Annotated in this window: 23 protein-coding genes, 3 tRNA genes and 1 pseudogene; 16 read left to right on the forward strand and 11 right to left on the reverse strand. The window is 40.3% G+C overall.

Translation table 11 applies throughout. The annotated features are described in order from the left end of the window. Positions 1 to 124: 124 nt before the first annotated feature. From L2B55_RS01710 to L2B55_RS01745, 8 genes are all read left to right on the forward strand, one after another. Positions 125 to 892, forward strand: coding sequence for a UDP-2,3-diacylglucosamine diphosphatase (locus tag L2B55_RS01710; RefSeq protein ID WP_237848570.1), 768 nt, complete (start codon positions 125 to 127; stop codon positions 890 to 892). A 77-nt stretch (positions 893 to 969) separates the two neighbouring features. Beyond that, entirely contained in the window at positions 970 to 2,043 is a 1,074-nt protein-coding gene (gene prfA / locus L2B55_RS01715; RefSeq protein ID WP_237848571.1) for a peptide chain release factor 1, read from the forward strand. 222 nt (positions 2,044 to 2,265) lie between these two features. Further along, positions 2,266 to 2,883: a TlpA family protein disulfide reductase gene (locus L2B55_RS01720; RefSeq protein ID WP_237848572.1), complete on the forward strand. Its 618-nt coding sequence runs from the start codon at positions 2,266 to 2,268 to the stop codon at positions 2,881 to 2,883. Continuing rightward, entirely contained in the window at positions 2,880 to 4,199 is a 1,320-nt protein-coding gene (locus L2B55_RS01725; RefSeq protein WP_237848573.1) for a sensor histidine kinase, read from the forward strand. Before L2B55_RS01720 ends, L2B55_RS01725 begins: the two co-directional genes overlap by 4 nt. Before the next feature lie 13 nt (positions 4,200 to 4,212). After that, positions 4,213 to 4,653, forward strand: coding sequence for a response regulator (locus tag L2B55_RS01730; RefSeq protein WP_237848574.1), 441 nt, complete (start codon positions 4,213 to 4,215; stop codon positions 4,651 to 4,653). A 129-nt stretch (positions 4,654 to 4,782) separates the two neighbouring features. Next, a tRNA-Asp gene (locus L2B55_RS01735) sits at positions 4,783 to 4,856 on the forward strand. A gap of 64 nt (positions 4,857 to 4,920) precedes the next feature. Further along, positions 4,921 to 4,994, forward strand: a tRNA-Asp gene (locus tag L2B55_RS01740). Between the two features lie 61 nt (positions 4,995 to 5,055). Continuing rightward, a tRNA-Asp gene (locus tag L2B55_RS01745) sits at positions 5,056 to 5,129 on the forward strand. Positions 5,130 to 5,715: 586 nt separating this feature from the next. Here the strand turns inward: L2B55_RS01745 and L2B55_RS19010 are convergent. Then, a pseudogene (locus tag L2B55_RS19010) lies at positions 5,716 to 6,645 on the reverse strand (recombinase family protein); the annotation flags it as partial. 59 nt (positions 6,646 to 6,704) lie between these two features. Continuing rightward, a complete protein-coding gene (locus L2B55_RS01750; RefSeq protein ID WP_237848575.1) occupies positions 6,705 to 6,860 on the reverse strand; it encodes a hypothetical protein in 156 nt (51 codons plus the stop codon). 236 nt (positions 6,861 to 7,096) lie between these two features. Here L2B55_RS01750 and L2B55_RS01755 point away from each other — a divergent pair, with 236 nt between their 5' ends. Beyond that, on the forward strand, positions 7,097 to 7,813 hold the full coding sequence (locus L2B55_RS01755) for a hypothetical protein (protein ID WP_237848576.1): 717 nt from the start codon (positions 7,097 to 7,099) through the stop codon (positions 7,811 to 7,813). Here the strand turns inward: L2B55_RS01755 and L2B55_RS01760 are convergent. Beyond that, on the reverse strand, positions 7,810 to 9,507 hold the full coding sequence (locus tag L2B55_RS01760; protein WP_237848577.1) for a hypothetical protein: 1,698 nt from the start codon (positions 9,505 to 9,507) through the stop codon (positions 7,810 to 7,812). The genes L2B55_RS01755 and L2B55_RS01760 overlap by 4 nt on opposite strands. Next, complete coding sequence (locus L2B55_RS01765) at positions 9,500 to 10,414, reverse strand: HEPN domain-containing protein (protein WP_237848578.1); 915 nt, start codon at positions 10,412 to 10,414, stop codon at positions 9,500 to 9,502. Before L2B55_RS01765 ends, L2B55_RS01760 begins: the two co-directional genes overlap by 8 nt. Before the next feature lie 130 nt (positions 10,415 to 10,544). On the opposite strand from L2B55_RS01765, the gene L2B55_RS01770 reads away from it, so the two are divergent. Then, entirely contained in the window at positions 10,545 to 10,934 is a 390-nt protein-coding gene (locus L2B55_RS01770) for a helix-turn-helix domain-containing protein (protein WP_237848579.1), read from the forward strand. A 198-nt stretch (positions 10,935 to 11,132) separates the two neighbouring features. Here L2B55_RS01770 and L2B55_RS19015 read toward each other — a convergent pair whose 3' ends face one another. Then, the gene (locus tag L2B55_RS19015; RefSeq protein WP_420854530.1) at positions 11,133 to 11,282 is read right to left on the reverse strand and encodes a S24/S26 family peptidase; all 150 of its coding nucleotides are present in this window, start codon (positions 11,280 to 11,282) and stop codon (positions 11,133 to 11,135) included. Between the two features lie 303 nt (positions 11,283 to 11,585). Beyond that, the gene (locus tag L2B55_RS01775; RefSeq protein ID WP_237848580.1) at positions 11,586 to 11,834 is read right to left on the reverse strand and encodes a hypothetical protein; all 249 of its coding nucleotides are present in this window, start codon (positions 11,832 to 11,834) and stop codon (positions 11,586 to 11,588) included. Positions 11,835 to 11,934: 100 nt separating this feature from the next. Between L2B55_RS01775 and tnpA (L2B55_RS01780) the strand changes: the two genes are divergently transcribed. From tnpA (L2B55_RS01780) to tnpC (L2B55_RS01790), 3 genes are read left to right on the forward strand one after another with little or no spacing between them, the layout of a single operon-like run. After that, positions 11,935 to 12,210: an IS66 family insertion sequence element accessory protein TnpA gene (gene tnpA, locus L2B55_RS01780; protein WP_237845749.1), complete on the forward strand. Its 276-nt coding sequence runs from the start codon at positions 11,935 to 11,937 to the stop codon at positions 12,208 to 12,210. Then, a complete protein-coding gene (gene tnpB / locus L2B55_RS01785; RefSeq protein WP_255696433.1) occupies positions 12,210 to 12,539 on the forward strand; it encodes an IS66 family insertion sequence element accessory protein TnpB in 330 nt (109 codons plus the stop codon). The genes tnpA (L2B55_RS01780) and tnpB (L2B55_RS01785) overlap by 1 nt, the downstream gene beginning before the upstream one ends. A gap of 51 nt (positions 12,540 to 12,590) precedes the next feature. Continuing rightward, a complete protein-coding gene (gene tnpC / locus L2B55_RS01790) occupies positions 12,591 to 14,132 on the forward strand; it encodes an IS66 family transposase (protein ID WP_237848581.1) in 1,542 nt (513 codons plus the stop codon). Here the strand turns inward: tnpC (L2B55_RS01790) and L2B55_RS01795 are convergent. From L2B55_RS01795 to L2B55_RS01810, 4 genes are all read right to left on the reverse strand, one after another. Beyond that, on the reverse strand, positions 14,118 to 15,350 hold the full coding sequence (locus L2B55_RS01795; RefSeq protein WP_237848582.1) for an AAA family ATPase: 1,233 nt from the start codon (positions 15,348 to 15,350) through the stop codon (positions 14,118 to 14,120). The two genes, tnpC (L2B55_RS01790) and L2B55_RS01795, sit on opposite strands and share 15 nt — an antisense overlap. 221 nt (positions 15,351 to 15,571) lie before the next feature. Then, entirely contained in the window at positions 15,572 to 16,555 is a 984-nt protein-coding gene (locus L2B55_RS01800; protein ID WP_237848583.1) for an HNH endonuclease, read from the reverse strand. Between the two features lie 82 nt (positions 16,556 to 16,637). Then, positions 16,638 to 17,996, reverse strand: a complete 1,359-nt coding sequence (locus L2B55_RS01805; protein ID WP_237847101.1) for an IS110 family RNA-guided transposase — start codon at positions 17,994 to 17,996, stop codon at positions 16,638 to 16,640. A gap of 410 nt (positions 17,997 to 18,406) precedes the next feature. After that, complete coding sequence (locus L2B55_RS01810; RefSeq protein WP_237848584.1) at positions 18,407 to 18,637, reverse strand: hypothetical protein; 231 nt, start codon at positions 18,635 to 18,637, stop codon at positions 18,407 to 18,409. Between the two features lie 36 nt (positions 18,638 to 18,673). On the opposite strand from L2B55_RS01810, the gene tnpA (L2B55_RS01815) reads away from it, so the two are divergent. Genes tnpA (L2B55_RS01815) through tnpC (L2B55_RS01825) form a run of 3 tightly spaced genes read left to right on the forward strand, consistent with a single transcriptional unit; the run spans position 18,674 to position 20,871 of the window. Then, positions 18,674 to 18,949 carry an IS66 family insertion sequence element accessory protein TnpA gene (gene tnpA / locus L2B55_RS01815; protein WP_237845749.1) on the forward strand — a complete coding sequence of 92 codons (276 nt, stop codon included), beginning with the start codon at positions 18,674 to 18,676 and terminating at the stop codon, positions 18,947 to 18,949. Continuing rightward, positions 18,949 to 19,278 (forward strand): IS66 family insertion sequence element accessory protein TnpB, encoded by a 330-nt coding sequence (tnpB, locus tag L2B55_RS01820; protein WP_255696433.1) that lies wholly within the window; start codon positions 18,949 to 18,951, stop codon positions 19,276 to 19,278. Before tnpA (L2B55_RS01815) ends, tnpB (L2B55_RS01820) begins: the two co-directional genes overlap by 1 nt. A 51-nt stretch (positions 19,279 to 19,329) precedes the next feature. Continuing rightward, the gene (gene tnpC / locus L2B55_RS01825; RefSeq protein ID WP_237845764.1) at positions 19,330 to 20,871 is read left to right on the forward strand and encodes an IS66 family transposase; all 1,542 of its coding nucleotides are present in this window, start codon (positions 19,330 to 19,332) and stop codon (positions 20,869 to 20,871) included. On the opposite strand, the gene L2B55_RS01830 is transcribed toward tnpC (L2B55_RS01825), so the two are convergent. Then, positions 20,849 to 21,940: a PDDEXK family nuclease gene (locus tag L2B55_RS01830; protein WP_237848585.1), complete on the reverse strand. Its 1,092-nt coding sequence runs from the start codon at positions 21,938 to 21,940 to the stop codon at positions 20,849 to 20,851. The genes tnpC (L2B55_RS01825) and L2B55_RS01830 overlap by 23 nt on opposite strands. Between the last annotated feature and the right edge of the window lie 230 nt (positions 21,941 to 22,170).

Consider the following 22,170-nt stretch of genomic DNA (forward strand, 5'->3'; position numbering starts at 1 on the left):
AGGGAAATAAAATTAGAACATTGTTTGGTATACAAATACAACTGTAAGTGAAAAGTTACGGCATGTTTGCGAGTTAATGGCTATTGACAGGTTTTTATACCTTTGCAGAAAAATAAATTATCCCTTGCTAGAAAGAAAGAAAATTTACTTCGCCTCTGATTTTCATTTGGGTGTTCCAACTTATGAAAAAAGCCGTGAACGTGAAGCTCGTATCATTCGATGGCTCGATCTTATTAAACAGGATGCTGCTGAGGTTTTCCTGGTTGGTGACTTATTTGATTTCTGGTTTGAGTATAAAACTGTTGTTCCCAAAGGGTTTATTCGCTTATTGGGTAAACTCGCAGAGCTTGCCGATAGTGGAATAAAACTTACTTTTTTTAAAGGGAATCATGATATGTGGATGTTCGATTATTTTGAACAGGAATTGGGAGCATCAATCATTTCTAACGAGAAAATTATAGAACTTAACGGAAAGAAACTTTATATACACCATGGCGATGGGCTAGGCCCTGGTGACTCTACCTATAAACTATTAAAGAAGTTCTTTAGGAGCAGTGTTTGTCAGTGGTTGTTTGCGCGTTTGCATCCTAACTTAGGAATTGGTATTGCTGATAAGTGGAGTCGCAGCAGTCGCATTGCCAATGATAATAAAGAGGAGTTTTTAGGAGAGGAACACGAGTGGTTGGTTATTTATTCGAAAGAAATTCTTCAAAAGGAACATTTTGATTTTTTCATTTATGGTCACCGTCATTTGCCGCTGGATATTAAACTTTCGGAGAAAAGCCGGTACATAAATTTAGGCGAGTGGATTCATTTTAACACCTATGCTGTGTTTGATGGTGAAAATGTGGAACTTAAATCTTTTGAGAAAGAGAAATCTTTAAATCCCTAAACATCAGATACATTTCGCTGTTTAAGTATAAAAGCGTAACTTTGCAGCCCTAAATTAATCCCTAAGGATTTATAGTTATGATTGATAAACTGGATGCCATCAAACAACGTTGGCAAGATGTAGAACAGCAATTGTCGAGCCCGGAAGCAATGAGCGATATGAAACGTTTCGCGGCGCTTAATAAAGAATATAAAGAGTTGACCAAAGTGGTTGAAAAGGCTGAAGAATATAAAAAAGTTGTCAGCAATATTGAAACCAACAAGGATATGTTAGCCAACGAAAAGGACGAGGAGTTGAGAGAGATGGCTAAGTTGGATTTGGACGAACTTCTTCCGAAACGTGAAGAACTGGAAGAGGAAATTCGAGTGATGCTGATTCCTAAGGATCCGGAGGATGCAAAGAATGCAATTCTTGAGATTCGTGGTGGTGCAGGTGGAGATGAAGCCAGCTTATTTGCCGGCGATTTGTACCGTATGTATATGCGCTATTGCGAAACGAAAGGCTGGAAAACCGAACTAGTTGATGAAACCCAGGGAACTGCGGGTGGTTATAAAGAGATTGTAATCAATGTAAGCGGAGAGGATGTATATGGTCAGCTGAAGTATGAGTCAGGTGTACACCGCGTGCAACGAGTGCCTGCCACAGAAACGCAGGGTCGTGTTCATACCTCGGCTGCATCAGTAGTGGTACTGCCAGAAGCTGATGAGTTTGACGTTCAAATTAATATGAATGATATTCGTAAAGATTTGTTCTGCGCATCAGGTCCGGGTGGTCAGTCGGTAAATACAACGTATTCTGCAGTACGTTTAACCCACATACCAACTGGTGTTGTGGCGCAGTGTCAGGATGAGAAGTCTCAGATCAAGAACTTTGAAAAAGCACTTAGTGTACTTCGTTCGCGTATTTATGAGATGGAATTGCAAAAACATCTTGAAGAAACTGCTAAGAAGCGCAAAACGATGGTTTCAACCGGTGACCGCTCCGCTAAAATTCGTACGTACAATTTCCCTCAGAGTCGTTTAACAGAGCACCGTATTGGCTTAACAATCTATAATCTTTCAGCAGTAATGGATGGAGATATTCAGGATATTATTGATGCCTTACAACTGGCTGAAAATGCTGAACGGATGAAAGAAGGGTCCGTAGCCTAAAATATAGTAATTAACAAAATAGAGAAAGCCCGGCACCGCCGGGCTTTTTCTGTTTTGTGCGATGGGCAAGAATAGCTGATTTTAAGTACGAAGTTCAGTATGTTAAGAAAATCCACTCAGGGTTAAATAAAATAACTTGACAGTTAAATAAAAAAACTTTAGCTTACCTTTGTTGGCGCTCCCTGCAAATACCAAACTGATTTACCGATTAAACCATTTAAATTGAAAAACAAACATCTAAGAACCTGGATTGTATCCATTGGATTGTGTGCAATCTTATGCGGTATAGCCGCTATATTCTGGTATAATGAGTGGGTGTATAACTTGCCTACTCCTATTCCAGCGAATTATCATTCGGTTGATGTGGGTGAAAGAGTAGCATTGAATAAAAAAATTACTAATCAAGAAGAGAAACCGCTTTTCTTGCATTTCTATAATCCTGAATGTCCGTGTTCACGCTTTAATGTTTCACATTTCAAATCTCTGGTGCAGCAATATGGAGATAAGGTTGCATTTGCTATTGTTGTAATGCGTGAAGATGAAGATTATACCAAAGAAGAAATACTTAGTTCTTTCGGACTAGATCTACCTGTTTATTTTGATAATGCAATTGCCAAAACATGCGGAGTTTATTCTACACCGCAGGCAGTGATTTTAGATGCTGATCAAAAGCTTTATTATCGGGGTAATTACAACATTACCCGTTATTGTACAAATAAAAAGACTGCTTTTGCTCAGCTCGCCCTAGATTCCTTGTTAAACAATAATTCCAAACCAGTATTTGATGAGCTGGCTTTAAAAGCCTATGGTTGTCAGATACCTAAATGTACTTTAAAATGAAAAACGAAAACACCGTTGCCTTGAATCGTCCGGTTCAGTTACTAATGCTGGATCAGAACATTGAAGAAATCCAAGAGCGCTCAGATCGTTGGGCGGATTACATCCTATTTATGTATTTTTTTGCCGGACTCTTTTTTGCCACATTTTATAACACTTGGTCCGTGGCCATAGGTGTAGGCAGTTTGTCTGTTTTGGCCTATGGTATAGCTAAATTTGGCTTGCCGAACACAAAGTTGAATCAGTACGTTTTTAGCACTGTGCTGGCCGTTTTCATGGCTCAGTACATTTATCAAATGCATGGAATGTTTGAGATGCACTTTACTGCATTTATAGGAAGTGCCATCTTAATCATGTATCAAAACTGGCGACTGCAAATTCCACTTGTCGTAGTTGTAGTTGGGCACCATGCCGTATTTGGTTACCTGCAATATACCGGACAAACCAAGTATTTTACCCAGTTGCAGAATATGGATTTAATGACCTATTTCATCCACGTCGCATTGGCGGCAATTATTTTTATTATTTGTGGAACCTGGGCATACTACATTAAAGTTTATAACGATAATCAGTTGCAGCAAGCCTTAGAAATGGCTGATTTGTACACAGAGGCTGAGGCTCAAAAAGAAGCCGCCATAAAGGCAAATAGCGAATTGGATAAGTTTGTATATAGTGTTTCGCATGATTTAAGAGCGCCATTGCTTTCATTACAAGGAATGATAGAGATTACAGAAGCAGAGACCTGTGAGCCTCTTACTCGTGAACATATGAAAATGATGCGTGGTGGAATTAGCGTTCTCGATAATTTCATTGCCGAGATTTTGGATTACTCAAGAAATATTAGGAAAGACGTTAAGAATGAATATGTTGACCTTAAAAAGCTTATCGAAGAAATAACATCGAACCTATTGTACATGAATGGTGCAAACAATAAGATAGATGTGAGAGCTGATGTTTATGCCTATGATTTGTTTTATTCAGATAAAGGGCGTTTGACGGTTATCCTAAATAATCTTATCTCAAATTCAATTAGATACTACGATCAAAAGAGTTCTGATCCTTATGTGAAAATCAGTGTTACAGTTGATAAAGAGCAGGCAAGAATAATAGTGCTTGATAACGGTATTGGTATTAGCGAAGAATATCATCAAAAAGTTTTTGACATGTTCTATCGTGTTTCTGAAAAATCAACAGGCTCGGGCTTAGGCCTATTTATTGTTAAAGAAACAGTTGAAAAACTCACTGGAAGCATCACTCTTGATTCGAAACCCGGCTTAGGAACTAAGGTGGTAATTACAATTCCTAACTTAGCGAGCTAAAATTAGATATACTATGGAAAACAATTCATTTACTTTCGAAAAAGTAATGATGATTGATGACACGGAGATGCATCGTTACGTGGCTTCTTATTTTATAAAGAAGCATAATTTTTCAAGGGAGATTTTGGAGTTCGGCATGGCTACCGAGGCATTAAAGTTTTTTGAAGAGAATCAGCATAATCCAGACGCACTGCCTCAGGTAATTCTGTTAGATATACGAATGCCAGAAATGGATGGTTTTCAGTTTTTGGAGCATCTGAAATTGTTGCCGTCAATTGCAAAAGAATTAATTTGTATTGTTTTGTTAAGTTCTACCCTAGACCCACAGGATCAGGCTAGAGCTGAACAAAATGAAATAGTTAAGGCATTTATGGGTAAGCCATTAGATGAGGCTAAGTTACAGGAGATACACAGATTGTATAAGGAGACATTTCCAGTCACTGTGTTTGTTTAAAAATTCTCTAACGTTGGTTATATCAGATCCTTTAAAATGCATTTTTTTGATTCTTTTCAAAAAAATGCATTTTATTGTTGCAGTTTAGGTAAAACGAACTATATTTGCAGTCCCAAAATGAGGGACACTGGTTCGGTAGTTCAGCTGGTTAGAATGCCGCCCTGTCACGGCGGAGGTCGCGGGTTCGAGTCCCGTCCGGACCGCAGCTAAAAAGAAGCGGACGCTTCAGTTAAGAAGAAACGGAAGGTTTCTGTAAATAAAAATCTTGGTTCGGTAGTTCAGCTGGTTAGAATGCCGCCCTGTCACGGCGGAGGTCGCGGGTTCGAGTCCCGTCCGGACCGCAACAAAAGAAGTTGCGGCTTCAAAAAGAGGAAACGGAAGGTTTCTGTAAATAAAAATCTTGGTTCGGTAGTTCAGCTGGTTAGAATGCCGCCCTGTCACGGCGGAGGTCGCGGGTTCGAGTCCCGTCCGGACCGCGTTAAGGTACAAGTCGAAAATTTCGGTGCTTGTACCTTTTTTATTTTCATCTAATTTGTTGTTAATCAGGTAAATAAACTTCACGGCTTCATTGATTCTTGCGGTTCGATAATTGAATCCATCAAATATTAAATATTCAGGAAAAATCGAACCAATTACTTCTCTCTTCTTTAATATAGTGCCATTCTCATAAATGTAATCCAACCTCATAAGATTAGATACCCCTTTTTCAAGCAATTGATTAATACTTTTTGGATTGTTTGAAGACATTCCTAATAATCGGCGTTCAAGTTCATCAATAGCCTTCTCACAATCAATCTTCATGATCTTAAAGTCATTAGCTTCAATCTGTTCTAAGAATAGCTTTTGTCTGGCCTTATTAAGACGGTCATTTAACTCTTTTATTTGATTTAATGTTTGATTTCTTTCGATTCTGTGGTACTTGGTAAGATCGTTGTATTCCTCAATTATTATTTGTTTAAAGATGGGTATCATTTCATCGCGAGGAATAAATTTTCTTAATCCTTCGGTAAAAAGAGTATTAGCTACTGAAGCCTTAAATCGACAACCACAAGCGGATGTACAGTGATAGTAATGGTAGTAATTGTTCCTTCCTTTTGAGGCACTTCCTGTAAGCATTTTTCCGCAATCTGGGCAAATTAAAAAGCCCCTTAATGGTAATGCTTCATCGGCGATTACTTTTGTTCTTTGGTTTTTTGAACGTCCATTTAGTATATCCTGAGCCGCATTAAAAAGTTCTTCTGTAATAAGTGGTTCATGCAATCCCTGTACATGCATGCTTTCCTCATCTTTATATTTTGGAATGAAGATTTTGCCACAATACATAGGATTGCGTATAGCAAGCCAAAAGTTATGCTTACTGCATCTTAGTTTTTTCTGCCGGGCAAGTTTTAGAATTTGTTCAGTATTATATCGGCCTTCAGCAAGTTCATGAAATACCCATCGCATAATACTCGCCTCAGGCTCCTTGGGGGCAATGTATTTAGTCCCATCCTCTTTTGATTTATTCATGTATCCTATCGTAGCTTTTCCCATCCAACGACCTTCTTTCCTGGCTCTACGCATACCATGGATTACATTTAGGGCTCTGCGATCGTTTTCTACTTCTGGGGTAGCTAAATATACAGCCAGCATTATTTTGCTTTCGGGCACTGTCATATCCAGCGGCTGTTCAATCGCCTGAGGTTCTACATTTAACTTTCTTAAAGTGCTAATCATTTGATAGGCATCGCCGGCATTGCGACTAAATCTATCCCATTTAGTAAATAGGATGAGGTCGGTTTGACCTTTATTCTTACGTAGATGCCATAACATCTTTGACCATTCTGGTCTTTCAAATGTTTTAGCAGAGTGATCCTCTTTAATCACTTTTCGAATAGAAATATTGTTATGGTCGCAATACTTTCGTAATCGTTCCTCTTGATCTCGTTGAGAATATCCTTTGTCAGCTTGTTCATCGGTAGATACTCGAATATATAAATTAGCTATTAACATATTCCATCATGTTTGTCAGTTCAAGTAGAGTAGATGGGTAGTTTTACTCCACACTTTATTTAATTAGGGTTTTCATAATGCTGCAAATATCTTTTAGTTATAATATTGGCCAGCATTCTAAGAAAATTAAGAATTTGACTCGCTTCTTCAATACTTACTTTTCTTCCATTTTTTTGCAGATGCTCCATAATTTGCTCCGGTTTTAGTTTCTCCATTGGTCCTCCTTATAAAATAATCCGTTTCACATAACAATGATAACGTAAACTCCTTTCTAAGATTAAGATACGATTTTGTTTTGATAGTTTATGTTTTACCAAAACTTTTTCTACTTTTGATTTGAATCTTACAAAAATTGCAAAGCGGATGTATCATGAAGTTTGAATGATTTTGCAATGATTTGAGTGCTTTGGCTATAAAGTAAGGATATCAAAAGCTCCTAAAAGCAAGCAAAATGAGCAAGACGTATAAAATTAGTTACAAAGCCTATTTTAATGACCGTTTAAAAGAAGTTTTCTTTCACGGAAGGCCAACCTATCCCTTGTATGTACAGCTTACTCATGAGCGGAAAACTATCTTTTTTAAAAGCTCCTGTTTTGAATTATTCTCCAAGTCTCGTTACGGTATTTTCATGAGTGGGGAAATACATGGTCCGACAATCGAAGAGATCATAGAAAAAGAAAACAGCTTGATGGAGTTTATTATTGTCAAAAACCAAGCTGACTTCTCATTGGATCGATTCAAAGAGGATTATACATTTTACAGCAAAGACCTTTGTGATGTTACCGAAGAAGGTTTTATCAACTATTTGTATATCTTTTTTCACGATGAAGGAATGCCTGCATTAGGCTCAATTATACGTCAGGGAAGCAAGTTTTCCACGTCGTATGATTTGGTCCGAGATCTGAAAAGAGCATTGAACAAGCTTATTTATGATAAACTGATTGAAAATTCTTTCTATTACGCACCACCATACTTACCCTTATATGGCTTTATGCAGAAGAAAAAGAAATGGCCATTGTTGAGTCTTACTGTCATGGAATGGGAAACAGATCAAACAAAGGCCGAATTTCTTGACTATCTGCATGAGAACTACACGAGTGAGCAGGCTGATAACATTATGCAAGAAGTAGAAAGCTCGATAACTAATTTAAAGAAAAGTGAAGACTAATAAATATTGATTGTTTGCTTATTTCCTGTAGGCAATAACTCTTCTAGACCAGTCATCTCTATTGCATGCTTTTCGAGCAGATTATATACTCCTTTTATCCAACTTTTAGTGACGGCATTAAATGGCAATGAAAGAATCTGATGCTCTTGCTGCATTTTAAAATCAGGATGCAACGAAACAATTAGTTCTTTATAGACCTTTTCAATCGTTAGGTCCCGCCGGGATACAAGAAATCCATTCTCCTCCATTCTAAAAAAGAGTGTACCGTTTTGCAATACATTACATTCCGTACCATCTTCATAACGCATGCAGGGCTCTAGGAACACCATGTTTTCCTGTCTTGAGAAATGAAGGACAGGCTGTTGACAAAGTACAGTATGATTTCGGATAGAGGTTCCATTTTTCTCATGATCTCCTACCAGGGTCAATGGATAGGCATTACTTAAATGGACTAAATATGTTTCGTAAAAGTCTTTGAAATGCTCTTTTAGAATGGAAAGCTTATAATCTGACTGATGGAACAAATCTATTAGTTCTTCATCTAGCAATGATGATAGTAAATACAAGCAGTTCTTGTTGCCGGCCAGAAAGAAGGGAATACGCAAGTTATTCAAATCTGCATATCTGTTGTTTATTTTAATCTTCAAGCGTAATAAGTAATGATCACCTTTATCATACATATAAAAGGAAAGCCTTGGATCCTCGTGAGAAAAGCTACAAGCCAGCATTTCCAGTTTACGAGGTTTACCCTTTATGTTTTTCATTCCATAAGAGTAATGACGGTAAGTAAAACGCTGTTTAATGATTAATGGCAAAACGGCCTGCCAATAGCCAAAAAGCAACTTTTTTCGGGCTAGTTGTTCTTCTTTAGTTTCTTTCACCAGATCATTCCCAACAGTTTGATTAAGCAATGCGATCTTTTGCATTTGAGTGCAATAAGCATTTAATACCTGTTGTTCATCGGTATATAGTAAAACAGGTTCTTTTGCCAGTTGCTGTAAATACGTTTCAAACGTTACAACAGAAGAACGGTCTTTACTGGCCTTACCGCAAAAGGGAATCAAAAAAGGATAATGCTGAGAGTGATAAGAGCGCAGACTGGTATGGGCCAGAGTGTACCCAACAATCGTTTCACCTGCAAGATGAGATTGTACAGAAGCAGGTGGAAGAAAGTTTGTATCGTAAACTTCTGGATCATTAAGTAAAGTAACTCCGGGACGAAAGAACTGCCCAAACTGTGGTTTTACCTGAATGTTGAAACTTGAATATGTTTTGCTGATGTTGAGGAACTTGTTTTTTTCTTTAGAAAACTCAGGCCAGTAATAAGGTTTGAAACTGTTAGCACCGCCAATAAATACGTAACTGTTCAATCCAAAATAAGCATGACGACTCAGTGTATTGTTAATGCCCATTTTGCTGCACCATATCCATAAGTCTTTTGGGGTAACTTTCAAGCAAAGTAATTCTTCAGTATCACCATGTATGCTTACCCGAATTTTTAAGATGCCGTCTTGAAAAGCCAGTTCTTCGGTAGAAACGGAGACATAACGACGGTTATTTTGTCGGTAGTCCGAATGCTTGTTGAGCACCTCTTGAGTTAATGTGAAATCATTGTTCTCAAAAGAAAGGATATAAGGTTCAGTTAATTCCGCCAGATCGAAATCCCACTGCATTTTTTTATTACGTTCAGCCATGACAAACCTCCATTTCTAAAAGGGAGTTAGTCTCTTCCAGTATAGATTTTTGCTCCTTTGCCTCTTTTTCAAATGCAGCAAGTTGATTTTTGCAAAGGTGTTCCACACTTTCTAAAAACACACCTACCTTTTCATAAAGCAGGGTAGCATCCTGCCCGCTGACATCGAAAGAATCCTTATAGCGTGCTGCCGAATAGCTGTTGTTAAGCAGCATAAATAAACGTTGTTCTTCTTTAGTGTTTCTGGGGAATAAGGCATCCGGTTCCGTTAAGAAACAACGGCAAAGGTCGAGTAGCCTTCCTAAATGATGAATATCGGTACGATAGGCAATGTATACACGGATTAAAGCAGCTAATGACTGTTCCATTACCTGATGCAGAATGAAAATTGCCACATTGTAATGGCCGCTATCCCATGTTTCCATTGCAGCATTTAAAAAGCCTTTTGCCATAGGGAAACGATGTTCATAATGCTTCTTCGCTTTTTCAAAGGTTTGTATAGGATTCAGTTCAGGAGCAATAGTAGGATGAAACAATCCATCAGATGCATACAGTAAACAACCTTGGCTTGAAACAGTAGAAAAGAAACGACTGTTCTTTAATACGGCTTCATGAATCGTTTCTCTTCCATGAGACAGAATAGTGATTTTTCCAGCAGTGAAGTGATAATTCACAAAGTCCTGAACCTGGTGTTCAATTCGGGTGCTTTCAGATGTAATCATTAATAAGAAATAATGATAAGTCGACTGATCGCATGAAGCTAGAAAACAACTAGAGCTTTGATTGCTTGATCGAACCCTGCCAAAACAAAGAATCCGTTCTGGTTTATATTTTTCAACAAGGGCTTTAATCAGGATTTGCAATGCTTTATCTTGGTCACTGCAAACGAAACTAAAATGCTTTTTCATAATAAAAGTGTTTTAGAGGTGATGTGATCAAAGTTCAGTGAGGAAAAGACTGTAGCGAACCACTATGGGTTGTATTTTACAACCATAAAGTTGTTTCTTACTTAAGTTAAAAGTTAATATATTTGAAAGTATGGAAGCATCAACATCTACATACAAATCCCATATTGGACGTAAGATTAGCCGAATCCGTGAATTTCGTGGAATGAAACAAGAAGCACTAGCTCTTGAATTAGGCGTGAGTCAACAAACGATATCAAAAATTGAACAAAGCGAAGAAGTTGAAGAGGCTACATTAGAAAAAATCGCAAAGGTTTTAGGCGTTCCTGTAGAAGGCATTAAAAACTTTAGTGATGAAGCTGTAATCAACATCATTGCCAATACTGTGAATAATCATGATCAGGCTGCTTCAGTTTTTTACAATCCAACTTTTAATCCATTAGATAAAGTTGTTGAATTGTATGAGAGGCTATTGCAAAGCGAAAGAGAAAAAGTGGAGTTGTTGAAAGGTAAAAAAGATTAGAAAATTCTTAATAAACTTTGTTTTATTCTTTTTGTGCTTTAAAACAACATAGGTTAAACATCTCCCAACTTATATATTCACCTTTCGTTTCGCTATATATATTCAATCTCTTTGCATTCCCTTGATATTGAATATTCAATGCAGGGGATAGTTTTATGGGTTTGACCCTGGGATTGGATGTAGTGAGATACATCCAATCTACTTGCTTGTTAAGTTGCGCACTGCTAATTCATTATCTAATACAAAGGCAACAAGATTGCCATCCATACCTGTTCTTGATAGTTCGATAACCAAAATGTCTCCATTTTCAACTCCGACCTCATTAAATGCATGACCATGGACTTCAATAAAGTAGGTGCTGAAAGAGGTCGTCGCTTAATGGTTATATAGAAGTCTTTTGGAGGGTATAAGAAAGGGGGCTGAGTAAGCCCCTTAACTTTGATGTATCTTTTATTTTTGGGCAATAACTCTGTTGACGGGCTGAATGAATTTAAAGTAGGTCGGGCGCAGCTTTGTTCCACTGCGGGTTTTCGGAGCACACAACCCACGGCTGATAGTAAAGATAATTAAATGGTGATCATATCCGGTTACAACATCACCCCGTATTGCACAAAACCGCTGTTAGGGGTTCTTTCTTTTTCATCTGTCTTTCTATGGAGTTTGTAAAATGGTAATCATTGTTTTAATAGAGCTGTCCAATTCTGTTTCCGTGTATGGCAAATTGATAGTATTGTCAGGATGATGAATGGTATTTCGAATGTAGGTCATAAGTGTTACGTCATAAGGATTTCCCACTTGTCCATTTTGTAGTCGTTTCCACTGTTTAGTTTTTATCTGACCTTTGCCTAAAAAATAGGCTTCAACTGCTTTCTCCGATGAAACAGCATTAGCCTCTTGCAAATAGCCATATAGTTCATTATGGAATTCAATTGTCGGTAAATTGTAAGCATCCGACCAACCCCATCTTTACAGTTTCCTCCTGGTATCTTTTCTTTGTTGGATGAAAAAAATAGAGCAAATGCGCCTAGCCGTGCAGCAATGGAAAGAAAGCGGGTTAACCCAGCAAGCTTATTGTGAAATGATCGGGGTAAAGCGAACTACGTTTGCCAACTGGGTGGCACGATGTAAAGCAAGGACTGAAACAGGTTTTATTGCCATCACTCCCCCAACTGAAGCGGTCTCAGCAACCCTTGAGATCATCTATCCTAATGGCGTACGGCTTAACGCAAGTTCCGCTCCTGTGCATCTCCTTGCTGAACTGATCCGCCTCTACTGATGTTTAGCCTGAACTCTTCTCATCGGTATTTGCTGTACCAGGGACACTGCGATATGCGCAAATCATTCGACGGCTTGTGTGGCTTGGTTGCTTCGGAGCTCAAGGGGAATGCTACCAGTGGGGACGTCTTCGTCTTTCTAAACCGGCAGCGCACCCATATCAAGCTGCTGCATTGGGAACACGGAGGCTTTGTGTTGTACTATAAGCGCCTGGAAGAGGGGACCTTCCCGGCATCGTCCAAAGGGCAGCTGAGCTGGGCGGATCTGGTGCTGATGATCGAAGGGGTCGAGGTGCAAAAGAGTCGACAGTTACGCCGCTACCAAGTATAAAAAAGTGCCTTTTTATTTGCCTAAACGCGGTTTTTTGCTTATTTTCACGTCATGGATATGGCACTGGAAAACCTCTCAAAAGAGAACCTGATTGCTCTTTTGAAGGAGAAAGATACCTCCATTGAAAGGAGAGATGCCGCCATTGAATCCTACCAAAAAATCAACTCTTCCCTTCAGGAAGAGGTCGACTACCTTAAACAGCAGGTTGAGCTTTTCAAGCGAATGCAATTCGGTCAGAAGCGTGAACGCTTCGAAGGCGATCCCGCACAAGGTGTGTTGCCATTTGAAGCTCCGGCAGAAGCAGTGGCCCTTCAGGAAGAAACCATCAAAGAACAGATTACCTATACCCGTAAAAGCCAGTCTGCCCATAAAGGCCGCGCCGCCCTTCCGGCTCATTTACCGGTAGAGGAAGTGGAGATCTATCCCCAGGGTGATCTGTCGGAAATGGTATGCATCGGCAAAGAAGTTACTGAAGAGCTGGAGTGTGAACCTGCCCGGTTCTTCATCCGCCGTTATATCCGCTATAAATATGCTGCCAAAAGCGGTGAAGGGGTCACCACCGGAGAGCTTCCCGAACGAGTAATCGACAAGGGCATTCCGGGCGCAGGCCTGCTGGCCATGATCCTGACCGATAAATATGTGGATCACTTGCCGCTGTACCGACAAAAGCAGCGGTTTGCCCGGGAAAACATCCCCATTGCCTCCTCTACGCTCGAAGGCTGGGTCAAACAAGGGCTGGAACGACTCGAACCGCTCTTTGAGCAACTCAAGTTCGACATCAAAGCCAAGGGTTATTTGCAGGTCGATGAAACGACCATCAAGGTGCTAGAAAGTGATAAGAAAGGAGCTTGTCACCTGGGCTGGTATTGGGTGTATCATGCTCCACTGGACGGACTGGTCCTGATGGACTATCAGCCTACTCGCGGTGCAGTAGCTACCAAAGAAATGCTGGCGCACTTTAAGGGGTATCTCCAAAGTGATGGCTACGGCGTATACGAAAAAATAGGCCAGCGGCCCGAGGTCATCCCGGTAGCCTGCTGGGCGCATGCCCGAAGGGAATTTGAACGGGCACTGGAAAACGATAAGGTCAGGGCCGCTAAAGCACTCGAGTTGATCCAGCAGCTCTACGCGGTGGAGCGCAAAGCTAAAGAAGCACAGCTGCCGGCCGATCAACGCAAGCAATTACGTCTGGATGAAGCACTTCCGGTACTCAACGAGCTCGGTAAATGGATCTTCGCCGAGGTAAAAAACACCTTGCCCAAAAGCCAGATTGGAAAGGCGATGCGCTATGCCATGGCACGATGGGATAAGCTCAGCGTGTATCTCCAGGATGGCAGCCTGCAGATCGACAATAATGCCATCGAGAATGCCATACGCCCCATCGCTTTGGGACGCAAAAACTTTTTGTTTGCAGGAACGCATGAGGCTGCTGCGCGGGCGGGGATGATCTATTCGTTCTTTGCCATCTGCAAGAAAAATGAGGTCAATCCTTTCGGGTGGTTAAAATACGCACTGGAAAACATCATGACCATCAACCACAAGAATATCCGGGACCTCTATCCCCAGAACTTTAAGAAATTAACTGAACTTTAAAAGACGGGGTTCGTCGGGCGGATACGGTAAATTATATGCTTGATAATTTATTTCACCCCAAGATGGGCTCCACGGAAATAGACCAAAGTTTGCTCCTGTATTTTCAACAATCACTTCCCCAGTGTCCTTACTTGAAATTAGCAATTCAATATTTTGATTTGTGATACTATTTTTGAAAAAGTAAGGTGAGTGAGTTGATAGTAAAACCTGATTATTCGCAGAAAGCCCGATCAGATAAGCTATAAACTTGTTTTGTAGTGTCGGATGCAAATGCAATTCAGGTTCGTCAATAATTACAATGAAGTTTTCTTTTGATAAAGAGGCTAAAGTTTCAAGAAATAAAAGTGAAATTATCATTTCGATTCCTGAACCAAGTTGTGTAACAGGAATTTCTAATCCTTCGAGTTTTTGATTAAGGTATGCCGTGTCAAATGGTGCATTTCCGTCAAAGAATGAAATTCCAATATTTGCAATCCCTAAATCGTCCAGTTTTTTGTTTAAACTATTGAATGTTTTTTCAATTGCCTTTTCGTCAATTTTTTGGATTATTTCATTTTCAATAGCTTGTTTTCTAGCAAAAAAGTCTGGCGTGGTAACATCAAATGTTACCTCATTTTCTTTTCTAACTTCTTTTATAAAACGCCAATTAAAATCGTCATAAACGGATGAGATGGATGAGTTAAAGCCTTTTTGAATTTGCTTCTCACGATTTTTTCCGTAGTAATAACTTCTCGGAAGTCCTTCTGTTTCAACTGGATAGGTCAAAAGCCTGTGATCAAACTTAAACTTTGATCGATTTTTTCTATCTATCTCCCAACCCTTATCAGTGGTACGAGGTGCAACAGGGACAACGTAATGTTCAACCACTACTATGTCTGAAAATGCCTTACCATTACCAGCTCTGTCACGCTTTTTTACTTTCAAATAGACTTTGTTGCAATCAACTTCTTGCTTTTGAAAACCGTCAGGAAGCATTACTTTGAAAGGTGTCTGAAATTCTAAAGTTATTTCTATTGGGTGTTCTTGTCCTTTAAAAAAGTCCGTGTGTTTAATTCTTCCTGACAAAAAACTTGGAGATAATGCAAAGTTAATAGCTTCTAAAATTGAAGTTTTTGAGGTACCGTTGTTGCCAACCAACATCGATAGATTTTTCAAGTGGAATGGAGGTAAGTCCTCAATACCTCTGAAATGTTTTATAGAAACTGTTTTTATATTCATTTTTTGTCGGTTGTTTAATAGCTACACAGGTTGTCCTTAGAATGACCGCTAACGGTTTGATGGTTTGGGATTGGCGGGATTCTTGCCACAATTTTTTATGCAGAACATAAAACTTACGGGCACCTCAAAACTGTCTGCTAAATACGAAACCACACCTATTGCAAATCTACTGTTAGGCATATGAGCTTCACTCTAGATCGTGTGATGTCACTTTAAGACGGTTATACTGAATGATTTTTATTGTTTGTTTTTCCATCAATCCAATTCATCATTTTAGTTATTGCTTCTACATTTGTCAAGTAGTCGGTGTCCGGTCCCATGGGATCCATTGTCACTACGAATTGACTTGTCTGTTTGAATCGGTTTTTAAGTTCTGCAATCGTTTCTTCAACTGGTTTAAATGCCAAGGGGATTATTGTGGCGAAAGGTCTTTCACAACTGATAGTTGTCAATGGAAAAATAGGTAAGATTGCCTCAAGTCCTTGCTCAATAATAAATGGAACACCATAAATTTCTCTTGGATACGGTGGTTGAAACCAAAATTCTGTCGGATAAATTTGTTCGTCAGGATTTCTTAACTGCTGTCTAATACGATCATAAGATTCATTAAGAATAAATGCATAACCATACTTGGAAAAAGTTAGTAAGAAACCTGATTTAAGTAATGCCAATTGCAATCTAAATGGGTCAACTTGTTTTTTCAAAAAAATCAAGTTTATAATTCTGTTCGGAAGAATTGATTTAATAAATGTAGCAAGTTTAGACGGTTGGTTTGTTTTGTTTTTGTGAATTGCTGTAATTGTTCCGTCTTCCTCGATTCTAATTGTGCCTTGAACAACCATTCCGTTTTGCTCAAACTTTGCATTGAACACGGTTTTAGGCAAAAATTGAGAATGGTCAAGTTCTCTCATTCTTTCTGTCAAATGGTAATCAATTTTTTGTCCGCAAGAATTGTTACATGTCTTGCAAGTCAAAATATTTGCTTTACCACCAAGTGATTTCGGTGGAGCATCTTCTAAAGTCAGAGGGTTTACTATGCTTTGATTTAATGCGTCAACTGAAAAATGGTCTTTACAAATTGGACAGATATATGTCCTGTCATACTTTGGAGTAATTCCTTGCAGAATGCCAATGTCAATCAACAGTTTTAAGTTGTCGGCAAACTTATCAAAAATGGCTCGTCTTTTTTTATCTCCGTCAGTCATTGTAAATGTGTCTTATTTGCTTGTCTATTCAGGTTTTTGGTGTCGTTATAGCATTCTGACTAACGTTTCAAGAAAAGATGTTTTAAAGGCTATTAAAGCCCAATTCTTCATTAGTCAGGCCGAATTTATCAATTTGTTTCCGAATCCGTTTCACCATGCCCAGTTTTCTTTTCTGATCCAAAAACAGGTAACCTGCTGGGTTAATGTAAGTGGCTCCTTTAATCAGTAAGTTCCAGATAATCACGGCCAGCTTTCTGGCAGTAGCGCTGATGGCCGACACACGTCCCTTTCGGAAACTGATCCGTTGAAAAAAATCCCTTAAGGGTGTGGAGTCTTTCAGGTTGCCAATGGCATTGGCTGCATTTCGCAAGGCTATTTTTAGCCGGTTACTTCCCTTGGGCACTTTGCTTGAGAGTACCTTCCCCCCGCTCACCTTGTTGTTGGGCGCCAGGCGCAACCAGCTGGCAAATTGCTTGGCATTGCCAAACTTCCGAATGCCTGCTAAACCAACTTCGCTCATTAAGGAAAGTACCGTTGAATAACTCATTCCTTCGATGGCCAGTAAATCCACTCCCTCGAACATTTGATAGGACTTCAGATTCAAGTCAATGTCTTTTGGGCTGTTTTTATTAATGCGTTTATAGATTTTAGGGGGGAGTTGATGCTGGTTTTTATTGGGGTCATTGCCAATAATCTTTTCAAGCTGCTCGCCTATTTTTACGTCACATTGCAGCACCTTCTCCTGCAGGTAATCATAAGTCTCCAGTTCCTGCTGCAAGGCAAAGAGGTAATCGGCTCTGCCGTTGCTTTGCAGGGCCAGGGCAAGTTCGTGTTCACTTTTTCGGCAGTTGCCATGTCGCAGGGAAGCTAGCTTTTGCGGATTGGATTCACCTTGGCAAATGGCTCGAATGATGCTTAAGCCGGTAAGTCCGCAAATGTCATTGACCACCACATCCAGTCGCAAGTTGAGCAATCGAAGGTATTTCTGCATTTTTTTGGAGGTAGAGGCCGCCTGATGAAGTAAGTTGGATCGGTGACGACAGTAGGTGCGCAGTTGCTCGGTCGCTTCATCGGGTAAAAAGCTGCTGTTTAACAAGCCCAGCGTGTGCAGCTTCTGGATCCACTGGCAATCTTTTACATCCGTCTTTTTCCCTTTAATGTTCTTGGTGAATTTTCCGTTGCACAACACGACCTGAAAGCCTTTGGCTATGAGTACGGCATAAAGGTTTTGCCAATAGGTGCCTGTACTTTCCATCGCTACTGTTTTGACTTTTTTCTCCCCGAGCCACTGGGCCATGGCAAAGAGATCCTGGTTATACACCCCAAATTCCCTGACCTCTTCCGGCTGTTGTCCCACAGCCACCCAGTGCGACCGGCTGCCCACGTCGACTCCTGCCGCATGAGCATTGACCACTTCCATTGGAATCGATTCCTGTTCCATGTGTTAACAGTTTAGAAACTCTTTGGAGATGTGCTTTTGGCTAAGAAAATATTCTGAACGGGGTCCCTCTTTTATGGAGGGCCACCAATGAAGTCATGGCAAACATCTCAACCAGGATTGCGCCCGTGCTTTATAGCGACACTTTTTAAAACGGCCTTGCAAAGAGCTTTCCTAATTTAATGAATTTGCCCAGATTGTGATAGACCTTTACGTTAGCCCAAGGAGTCAATTCCTCTGAAATAGGATGGATTACTTCTAACGTTTTGGGGCTTTGCGTTCGGGCGGGTTATCGAAGCATAAAAGTCCAATTAATTACAAAAGTTCATTAGAAGCACAAAGTTCTAAGTTTGCACGTCAGCCCGCCTGACGCAAAACCCGTGTTACCAGCAGGGCTTTTGTAGGTCAGGCTGTTAATCACCGTTCTTCATCATTTCTATTCCGAAAAAACGAGCTATTTCTCCTAAACGATTTATGTGATTCTCAAAATGATTTATATGTATAACTTCATAACTCACATTACCTGAAAAGGGTTCTGCAATATCAAAATGATATTTGTTTTTACGATATTCTTCATTGTCTATAACATAAATCATTTTTATATCATTAGCTAAACATTTTTGTAAGCACCCGACCAACCCCATCTTTACAGTTTCCTCCTGGTATCTTTTCTTTGTTGGATGAAAAAAATAGAGCAAATGCGCCTAGCCGTGCAGCAATGGAAAGAAAGCGGGTTAACCCAGCAAGCTTATTGTGAAATGATCGGGGTAAAGCGAACTACGTTTGCCAACTGGGTGGCACGATGTAAAGCAAGGACTGAAACAGGTTTTATTGCCATCACTCCCCCAACTGAAGCGGTCTCAGCAACCCTTGAGATCATCTATCCTAATGGCGTACGGCTTAACGCAAGTTCCGCTCCTGTGCATCTCCTTGCTGAACTGATCCGCCTCTACTGATGTTTAGCCTGAACTCTTCTCATCGGTATTTGCTGTACCAGGGACACTGCGATATGCGCAAATCATTCGACGGCTTGTGTGGCTTGGTTGCTTCGGAGCTCAAGGGGAATGCTACCAGTGGGGACGTCTTCGTCTTTCTAAACCGGCAGCGCACCCATATCAAGCTGCTGCATTGGGAACACGGAGGCTTTGTGTTGTACTATAAGCGCCTGGAAGAGGGGACCTTCCCGGCATCGTCCAAAGGGCAGCTGAGCTGGGCGGATCTGGTGCTGATGATCGAAGGGGTCGAGGTGCAAAAGAGTCGACAGTTACGCCGCTACCAAGTATAAAAAAGTGCCTTTTTATTTGCCCAAATGCGGTTTTTTGCTTATTTTCACGTCATGGATATGGCACTGGAAAACCTCTCAAAAGAGAACCTGATTGCTCTTTTGAAGGAGAAAGATACCTCCATTGAAAGGAGAGATGCCGCCATTGAATCCTACCAAAAAATCAACTCTTCCCTTCAGGAAGAGGTCGACTACCTTAAACAGCAGGTTGAGCTTTTCAAGCGAATGCAATTCGGTCAGAAGCGTGAACGCTTCGAAGGCGATCCCGCACAAGGTGTGTTGCCATTTGAAGCTCCGGCAGAAGAAGTGGCCCTTCAGGAAGAAACCATCAAAGAACAGATTACCTATACCCGTAAAAGACAGTCTGCCCATAAAGGCCGCGCCGCCCTTCCGGCTCATTTACCGGTAGAGGAAGTGGAGATCTATCCCCAGGGTGATCTGTCGGAAATGGTATGCATCGGCAAAGAAGTTACTGAAGAGCTGGAGTGTGAACCTGCCCGGTTCTTCATCCGCCGTTATATCCGCTATAAATATGCTGCCAAAAGCGGTGAAGGGGTCACCACCGGAGAGCTTCCCGAACGAGTAATCGACAAGGGCATTCCGGGCGCAGGCCTGCTGGCCATGATCCTGACCGATAAATATGTGGATCACTTGCCGCTGTACCGACAAAAGCAGCGGTTTGCCCGGGAAAACATCCCCATTGCCTCCTCTACGCTCGAAGGCTGGGTCAAACAAGGGCTGGAACGACTCGAACCGCTCTTTGAGCAACTCAAGTTCGACATCAAAGCCAAGGGTTATTTGCAGGTCGATGAAACGACCATCAAGGTGCTAGAAAGTGATAAGAAAGGAGCTTGTCACCTGGGCTGGTATTGGGTGTATCATGCTCCACTGGACGGACTGGTCCTGATGGACTATCAGCCTACTCGCGGTGCAGTAGCTACCAAAGAAATGCTGGCGCACTTTAAGGGGTATCTCCAAAGTGATGGCTACGGCGTATACGAAAAAATAGGCCAGCGGCCCGAGGTCATCCCGGTAGCCTGCTGGGCGCATGCCCGAAGGGAATTTGAACGGGCACTGGAAAACGATAAGGTCAGGGCCGCTAAAGCACTCGAGTTGATCCAGCAGCTCTACGCGGTGGAGCGCAAAGCTAAAGAAGCACAGCTGCCGGCCGATCAACGCAAGCAATTACGTCTGGATGAAGCACTTCCGGTACTCAACGAGCTCGGTAAATGGATCTTCGCCGAGGTAAAAAACACCTTGCCCAAAAGCCAGATTGGAAAGGCGATGCGCTATGCCATGGCACGATGGGATAAGCTCAGCGTGTATCTCCAGGATGGCAGCCTGCAGATCGACAATAATGCCATCGAGAATGCCATACGCCCCATCGCTTTGGGACGCAAAAACTTTTTGTTTGCAGGAACGCATGAGGCTGCTGCGCGGGCGGGGATGATCTATTCGTTCTTTGCCATCTGCAAGAAAAATGAGGTCAATCCTTTCGGGTGGTTAAAATACGCACTGGAAAACATCATGACCATCAACCACAAGAATATCCGGGACCTCTATCCCCAGAACTTTAAGAAATTAACTGAACTTTAAAAGACGGGGTTCGTCGGGCGGATACACATTTTTTGAGTTTTCTGTCATCACTTTTTTTATTTTTTTCAAATAATTGATTCATCCATTTTTCACCTTTTCCTGCAAAATCAATAGGTTTAAAATGCTGTTCACCTTGACATTCAATAGCAATATTATAATCGAGAAGATAAAAGTCTAATGATTGTTGCCCTTTACCATTTTTTAAAAATAAAGGTTTGTATTGTCTTTCATATTTTACATTTAATTTATTCAAAATTGTTGAAGTTTCGTTTTCTAATTTACTTTGTTTACAGGCTGGGCAACCATTACCACTCAAGTGATATTGAGCTACTTGCCAAAAATCTCCGTGTTCAAAGCAATTAATGCATACTTTCGTGTCACATTTTTTATAATCAACTTTAAAATAGTTGTATTTATCTCCGTGTATTTGTTTAGCTTCTACAATCCACTCTTCTGTGGTTTTATTTTTACCAACACATTTTGGACAACCTTTTCCTCTTAAATGATTATTTGGAGAGCATAAGAACTCACCGTGTTTTTCGCAGATTATACAAACATTAGTTTTAGCATTTATATATTCCACTTTATCATAACAATACGTATTTCCATGTATGATTTTAGATTCTTCAATGAATTCGTTACTTGTTTTGGTATTGTTTATGTTTCTCATTTCATCAGCACATTTTGGACACGTATTTCCAGTCAAATGCTTTGATGGTAATTGATAAAATTCACCGTGTTTAGGACAAGAGATACAAACTTTGGTTTTTGCATTTACATATACCAATTTGGAGTAATCGTATTTGTCATTATGTACTTTTTTGGCTTTTTCTATAAATCTATGATTTGTACTTGTTAGTTTTTTGCCTCTCTTTTCATAAGAACATTTCAAACATTCCTTGCCGGATAAATGATTACTGGGTGTCTGCCAAAACTCTCCATGTTCTGGGCATATTATACATATTTTTTCGTTATTACCCATATAGACAACCTTACCATAGCAATATTTATTACCATGAATTTTTATTGCTTCTTGAACCCACTGTTCATTACTTTTTATTGTTCCCATGTATTTTCGAAATGTCGGATTGTGCGTTCGTTTAGCCTTGCTGGTAACGATTGCTAAACGAACTTTGTATGGTTTGCTAAATTAAAAAGTTCATTTATTTCATATCTAAATACTAATGTTTCTTATTTATCAAATTACTAAAAAATTAATTAGCTAAAGTTTAAGCAATAGGTAGCAGGTGCGGTTGGCTAGCGCAGGTAAAACAGCCTTGAGCGTGCGTTGGCCTTGTG

The sequence above is a fragment of the Solitalea lacus genome, from assembly GCF_022014595.1.
Taxonomy (GTDB): Bacteria; Bacteroidota; Bacteroidia; order Sphingobacteriales; family Sphingobacteriaceae; genus Solitalea; species Solitalea lacus.

What these genes read in the sequence shown, in the direction of transcription:
- L2B55_RS01805 (WP_237847101.1), bottom strand. Translation starts at nt 17,996, where the DNA reads ATGGAACAGGAATCGATTCCAATGGAAGTGGTCAATGCTCATGCGGCA.
- tnpA (WP_237845749.1), top strand. Translation starts at nt 11,935, where the DNA reads ATGAAAAAAATAGAGCAAATGCGCCTAGCCGTGCAGCAATGGAAAGAA.
- tnpA (WP_237845749.1), top strand. Translation starts at nt 18,674, where the DNA reads ATGAAAAAAATAGAGCAAATGCGCCTAGCCGTGCAGCAATGGAAAGAA.
- prfA (WP_237848571.1), top strand. Translation starts at nt 970, where the DNA reads ATGATTGATAAACTGGATGCCATCAAACAACGTTGGCAAGATGTAGAA.
- L2B55_RS01830 (WP_237848585.1), bottom strand. Translation starts at nt 21,940, where the DNA reads ATGGGAACAATAAAAAGTAATGAACAGTGGGTTCAAGAAGCAATAAAA.
- tnpB (WP_255696433.1), top strand. Translation starts at nt 18,949, where the DNA reads ATGTTTAGCCTGAACTCTTCTCATCGGTATTTGCTGTACCAGGGACAC.
- L2B55_RS01800 (WP_237848583.1), bottom strand. Translation starts at nt 16,555, where the DNA reads ATGACTGACGGAGATAAAAAAAGACGAGCCATTTTTGATAAGTTTGCC.
- tnpC (WP_237845764.1), top strand. Translation starts at nt 19,330, where the DNA reads ATGGATATGGCACTGGAAAACCTCTCAAAAGAGAACCTGATTGCTCTT.
- L2B55_RS01810 (WP_237848584.1), bottom strand. Translation starts at nt 18,637, where the DNA reads ATGGGGTTGGTCGGGTGCTTACAAAAATGTTTAGCTAATGATATAAAA.
- tnpC (WP_237848581.1), top strand. Translation starts at nt 12,591, where the DNA reads ATGGATATGGCACTGGAAAACCTCTCAAAAGAGAACCTGATTGCTCTT.
- L2B55_RS01760 (WP_237848577.1), bottom strand. Translation starts at nt 9,507, where the DNA reads ATGGCTGAACGTAATAAAAAAATGCAGTGGGATTTCGATCTGGCGGAA.
- L2B55_RS01770 (WP_237848579.1), top strand. Translation starts at nt 10,545, where the DNA reads ATGGAAGCATCAACATCTACATACAAATCCCATATTGGACGTAAGATT.
- L2B55_RS01730 (WP_237848574.1), top strand. Translation starts at nt 4,213, where the DNA reads ATGGAAAACAATTCATTTACTTTCGAAAAAGTAATGATGATTGATGAC.
- tnpB (WP_255696433.1), top strand. Translation starts at nt 12,210, where the DNA reads ATGTTTAGCCTGAACTCTTCTCATCGGTATTTGCTGTACCAGGGACAC.
- L2B55_RS01795 (WP_237848582.1), bottom strand. Translation starts at nt 15,350, where the DNA reads ATGAATATAAAAACAGTTTCTATAAAACATTTCAGAGGTATTGAGGAC.
- L2B55_RS01750 (WP_237848575.1), bottom strand. Translation starts at nt 6,860, where the DNA reads ATGGAGAAACTAAAACCGGAGCAAATTATGGAGCATCTGCAAAAAAAT.
- L2B55_RS01725 (WP_237848573.1), top strand. Translation starts at nt 2,880, where the DNA reads ATGAAAAACGAAAACACCGTTGCCTTGAATCGTCCGGTTCAGTTACTA.
- L2B55_RS01755 (WP_237848576.1), top strand. Translation starts at nt 7,097, where the DNA reads ATGAGCAAGACGTATAAAATTAGTTACAAAGCCTATTTTAATGACCGT.
- L2B55_RS01765 (WP_237848578.1), bottom strand. Translation starts at nt 10,414, where the DNA reads ATGAAAAAGCATTTTAGTTTCGTTTGCAGTGACCAAGATAAAGCATTG.